This window comes from Tissierellales bacterium, assembly GCA_035301805.1.
Lineage (GTDB): Bacteria > Bacillota > Clostridia > Tissierellales > DATGTQ01 > DATGTQ01.
Window position 1 is genome coordinate 1 of record DATGTQ010000041.1, and the last position, 4,521, is coordinate 4,521.

Below are 4,521 nucleotides of genomic sequence, written 5' to 3' on the forward strand. Positions count from 1 at the left end.
CTAGGATATACTCCAAAGTCCTTATTATTTAAAGCAGTCATAGCTCCTAACCATTCTGTTTCTCTATATAAAAATTCTAATCTTCTATTCATCATTTTAGTATATGCTTGACTTGTATAAGTCCCTCTATGATACTCTAAATACAATTCTCCATCCCAAGTATGAACATACTCATTAGTATTTTCTACTTTCTCTCTTAAACACTTAAAGTACTCTCCAGCCTTTCCTGTTTTTACATTTGGAAGACCAGGCATTTTATCTAATCTTCGTCTATACTCTAACATTTCGCGGTTAACTCCTCCACCGCCGTCACCAAATCCGTACGATACTAAAAGGTCTTTAGTAATATTTTTATCTGTATAAGCATCCCATACACCCTTTACTGTTTTTGGAGTAAGTCTTCCATTATATGTATAGAACCAAGAACCTGGCTCACTCCATGGCTCCGGAGTAGTTATAAAATGAGTTAAAATTTCAGTTCCATCCATACCTCTCCAATTAAAAGTATCATGTGGCATTCTATTATATTGATTCCAACTTATTTTTGTTGTCATAAATGTATGTATTCCTGATTTTTTAAGTATTTGAGGAAGTGCCCATGAATATCCAAATACATCTGGTAACCATAAATATTCAACATCTTTATTAAATTCTTCTTTTATAAATCTAGATCCTACTAAAATTTGTCTAACTAAAGATTCACCTGATGGTATATTACAGTCTGCTTCTAACCACATACCACCATCAACTTCCCAACTTCCATCTGCTACCTTTTCTTTTATAGATTGATATAATTCTGGATAGTCATTTTTTACATACTCATATAATTGTGGTTGAGTTTGTAAGAATATATATTCTGGATATCTTTCCATAAGTCTTAATACAGTTGAAAATGATCTTGCACACTTTTCTCTAGTGTGTTTTAATCTCCATAACCACGCTACATCTATATGTGTATGTCCTACACAAGTAACATTTACTATTGAGTGCTTATCTATTTTATCTATTTCATTATTTATATAATATGCAGCTTCATGAGCTGACATATAAAATTCTTCACTACCTGGATAAGACCAGTCTATTAACTTAAATGTATCATTTAATATTTTAGTTAAATTAACCCTATCTACTGAATATTGATCAAGTTCTTGAATTGTTTCTAATATAACCATAGCATTGTAGAATAAATCATCTACTTTTTCATCTAACCATGCTAATTGTGCTCTATTTATACGGTGCTCTTGTTCTCTAGGTATTCCTCCACCTTCAAGTCCTGTCCATAGTCTAAATAATAACTCTAAATCACTTCCTGCTGAATTTTTAGGGAAAAATACTTCTTTATGGTTACTGTCAACCCCTTGATATGGCTTATTATTTAAGTAAAATAATGATTCAAATCCTGAGTTATTACCTGCTCCAGTTTCACCAAAATCAAATATACCTACTACACTTTTCCCTTGCCAAGAAGCTGGTACTTTAACTGTCTTTTGCATCCAAAGATATAAGTCTCTTCCCTTCCATGTTTCCCCTAATTTAATAGTTCCATCAAAGTCCTGTGGTATAGTTGGTGCTATATCCTTATCTTCATTTAATTTTGTATTAAAATATTCTAATTCAATTACATCTCTATATCTAAAGCTATCTAATTCATGTATTCTATTTCTTAATTTATCAATCGTATAAAACATATCTTTCATGTGTTATGTCCCCCCCTTACTTAATGTTAATCTAATTATATTTACAAACGTTTTCAAGGTCAATATTTTAAAAATCAGAAATATACTTTGTATAGCTTTTATAACAAAATTATATCTTTTTTACCTCTTATTGTAAGAAAGCTGCACCTATTATTCCTGCATCTGCACCTAAATTAGCACATACTATATCTGCAAATTCTTCATTTTTATATAATACATGTTCTCTTACTAAATCTTTTATATCATGAAGTATAATATCACTAGCTCTTGATACACCACCACCTATTGATATTACATCTGGATCTAGTATATTTATCATACTTGCCATAGCTTTAGCTAAGTAATTTTTAAATCTGTTTATTGTTTCTACTGCCACATTATCATTTTCTCTAAATGCATCAAATACCATTTTAGCATTTATGTTTTCAATATCCCCCTCTGCTATGTCTAGTATTTTACTTTCATTCCCTTCTTGTATTAGCTTTTGAGCATATTTTATTATAGCAGTTGCTGAACAAAAAGTTTCTAAGCATCCATTTACACCACAGTTGCAGTTGTAATAATTTTCACCTATTATACTATGTCCTATTTCTGATCCCATCCCATGAGTTCCTGTAAATGGTCTTTCATTTATTATTATTCCACCACCTACTCCAGTTCCTAAAGTATACATAACAGCTACATCTTTACCTTTCATACTACCAAATTTAGATTCTGCAATAGCTGCAACTGTAGCATCATTTTCAGCATAAACATTTACTTCTGGGAATCGATTTTCTATAGCTTCTATAAAATTAACTTCTTTCCATCCTAAATTAACACAAGTAACTAATCCTTTTTTATTTATAAAGCTTGGTACACCAAATCCTATAGATTTTATTTCGTTTATATCTAAATTATTTTCACTTAATAGCTCCCTAACTAAATTATTTATATCGTCCATTACAGTTTTAAATCCGTCATTTACTCTTGTAACACATTCTTTTCTAAAAAGTATTTCTCCCTTATTATTTACTATCCCAGCTTGCACACCGGTTCCACCAATATCAACTCCTATAAAATACATACGTATCCTCCTAAAAATATATGAATACTTTAAATTTTTCATTTTTATAAATCCTTATCATAGTTGTTAGCAATATTAAAGATATGATTGTATATAATTCAGTTAATCTATGTCCCCATATACTAACTATATATTTATTTATACTTTAAGCTTTTTTAATTACACATAAGATTTTATAAGTTCTAGATTTCCCTCAATACTATAATTTACACCCTCTTTTATATAAACGGTTTCCTCTTTATTAAGATCAATCAAACTATTACCATCACTTATTACACCTGTTCCATTTATAACTGTATATGAATGGAAGTTTTTATCTACTGAGTCTTTATAACTATCTTTTACATCTATTTTTTCAACTGTAAAATATGGTGTTTCTAACTTTTTAAAATCTTCTATTTTTCCGCCTTTATTTTTTCCGTCATAATCAATTACATCTAAAGATTTTTCTATATGCATTTCTCTATCTCTACCCCAGTCATATATTCTATATGTAACATCACTACTTTGTTGCACTTCTATTAATTTTAATCCCTCTTCTATTGCATGTACTGTTCCTGAAGGTATATAAATCATATCTCCTTTTTTTACGCTTATTCTTTTTAAATGTTCTTCAACAGATCCATTTTCAATTATCTTAGCGAAGCTATCTTTATCTAATCCTTCTTTAATTCCACATATTAAAGACGCATTTTCATCAGCCTCTAGTATATACCAACACTCTGTTTTTCCATTATCATTTTCATATTTTCTAGAATATTCATCATGTGGATGTACTTGTACTGATAATTTTTCATTTGCTTGTATAATCTTAATTAAAATTGGCAATTCATTTTTTAATTCATCTATTAATTTTACTTCACTTCCTGAAACTATAGAGTTTCCATTTCTATGTGTAGACAAGTTCCATTCTTCATATCCCCATACCTTTTCACTATAAAACGGTTCTAATTTAAAAATATTCATATGTATCCCCCTAATAAATATTTAATTATTCTCTAATTTATTTTTCATCTTAAATGTTATATGATGTAATTAAATAGTTAAAGTTCACTTATTTTAGTTTCTATTCACATATTTTATATTTAGATAATCCTTAGTATATTTAATAATTTTAAATTATAGATAATTAATTTTTTTTATATATAATTAAATATAAAGTATGATAATTAATCTTGGAGGGTAATCTTATGAATAAGTTAAAAAACATAAAATTATTTAATGATTTAAATAAAGTTTCACTAAAATATAGTTCTCTTCCTAACCTAGTTAAGGAAATAGACATCAGAGATAATAATAAATTGCAACAGCTTATATTAAATTATAGAAATAATATAGGTGATATAAAAAATAGAGCTAATTTGATTTCAAAACAAGCAAGAGATCTCGCTAAAGACTCGAATGCTAAGCAAATATTTGATACTATTATCAACCTTAATAACTTTGCAATGGATAAGTATAATAATATAGTAAATAATAAAGAAAATAATGAATCCTTGCCTGTTCAAGCGGTTATTAATACTACAGTTGAGGAATTAGTTTTGATAAGTAATTCTATAAAATATAAAGAGTTTTTAAATGATAAATTTTCTTATTTTTACATATATGAAAAGATAATTATGAATGCATTTTTAAACTTTTTAGTTCTTAAGGATATGGATATAGATAAAAATAAAATTGAATCTCTTTCACAAGCTATACTTAGTCAAATACAATGTTTATCATTAATTTCTATGTAAATATTGTTTTTAAATATAC

The 4,521-nt window shown here is 27.8% G+C and carries 4 protein-coding genes; 1 reads left to right on the forward strand and 3 read right to left on the reverse strand.

Annotated elements, in window-relative coordinates; all coding sequences use genetic code 11:
• The 3 genes from VK071_01920 to VK071_01930 form a co-directional block, all read right to left on the reverse strand.
• A partial coding sequence (locus tag VK071_01920) for a hypothetical protein (GenBank protein ID HLR34066.1) occupies nt 1-1,697 on the reverse strand: 1,697 nt, incomplete at its 3' end.
• Nucleotides 1,698-1,824: 127 nt separating this feature from the next.
• Entirely contained in the window at nt 1,825-2,763 is a 939-nt protein-coding gene (locus VK071_01925) for an ROK family protein (protein HLR34067.1), read from the reverse strand.
• Nucleotides 2,764-2,922: 159 nt separating this feature from the next.
• A complete protein-coding gene (locus VK071_01930; GenBank protein HLR34068.1) occupies nt 2,923-3,729 on the reverse strand; it encodes a type I phosphomannose isomerase catalytic subunit in 807 nt (268 codons plus the stop codon).
• Nucleotides 3,730-3,953: 224 nt separating this feature from the next.
• On the opposite strand from VK071_01930, the gene VK071_01935 reads away from it, so the two are divergent.
• Nucleotides 3,954-4,502, forward strand: a complete 549-nt coding sequence (locus VK071_01935) for a hypothetical protein (protein ID HLR34069.1) — start codon at nt 3,954-3,956, stop codon at nt 4,500-4,502.
• Nucleotides 4,503-4,521: the final 19 nt, after the last annotated feature.

Excerpts from the sequence above, each read along its gene's own strand:
- VK071_01930 (HLR34068.1), bottom strand. The coding sequence starts at position 3,729 with ATGAATATTTTTAAATTAGAACCGTTTTATAGTGAAAAGGTATGGGGA.
- VK071_01925 (HLR34067.1), bottom strand. The coding sequence starts at position 2,763 with ATGTATTTTATAGGAGTTGATATTGGTGGAACCGGTGTGCAAGCTGGG.
- VK071_01935 (HLR34069.1), top strand. The coding sequence starts at position 3,954 with ATGAATAAGTTAAAAAACATAAAATTATTTAATGATTTAAATAAAGTT.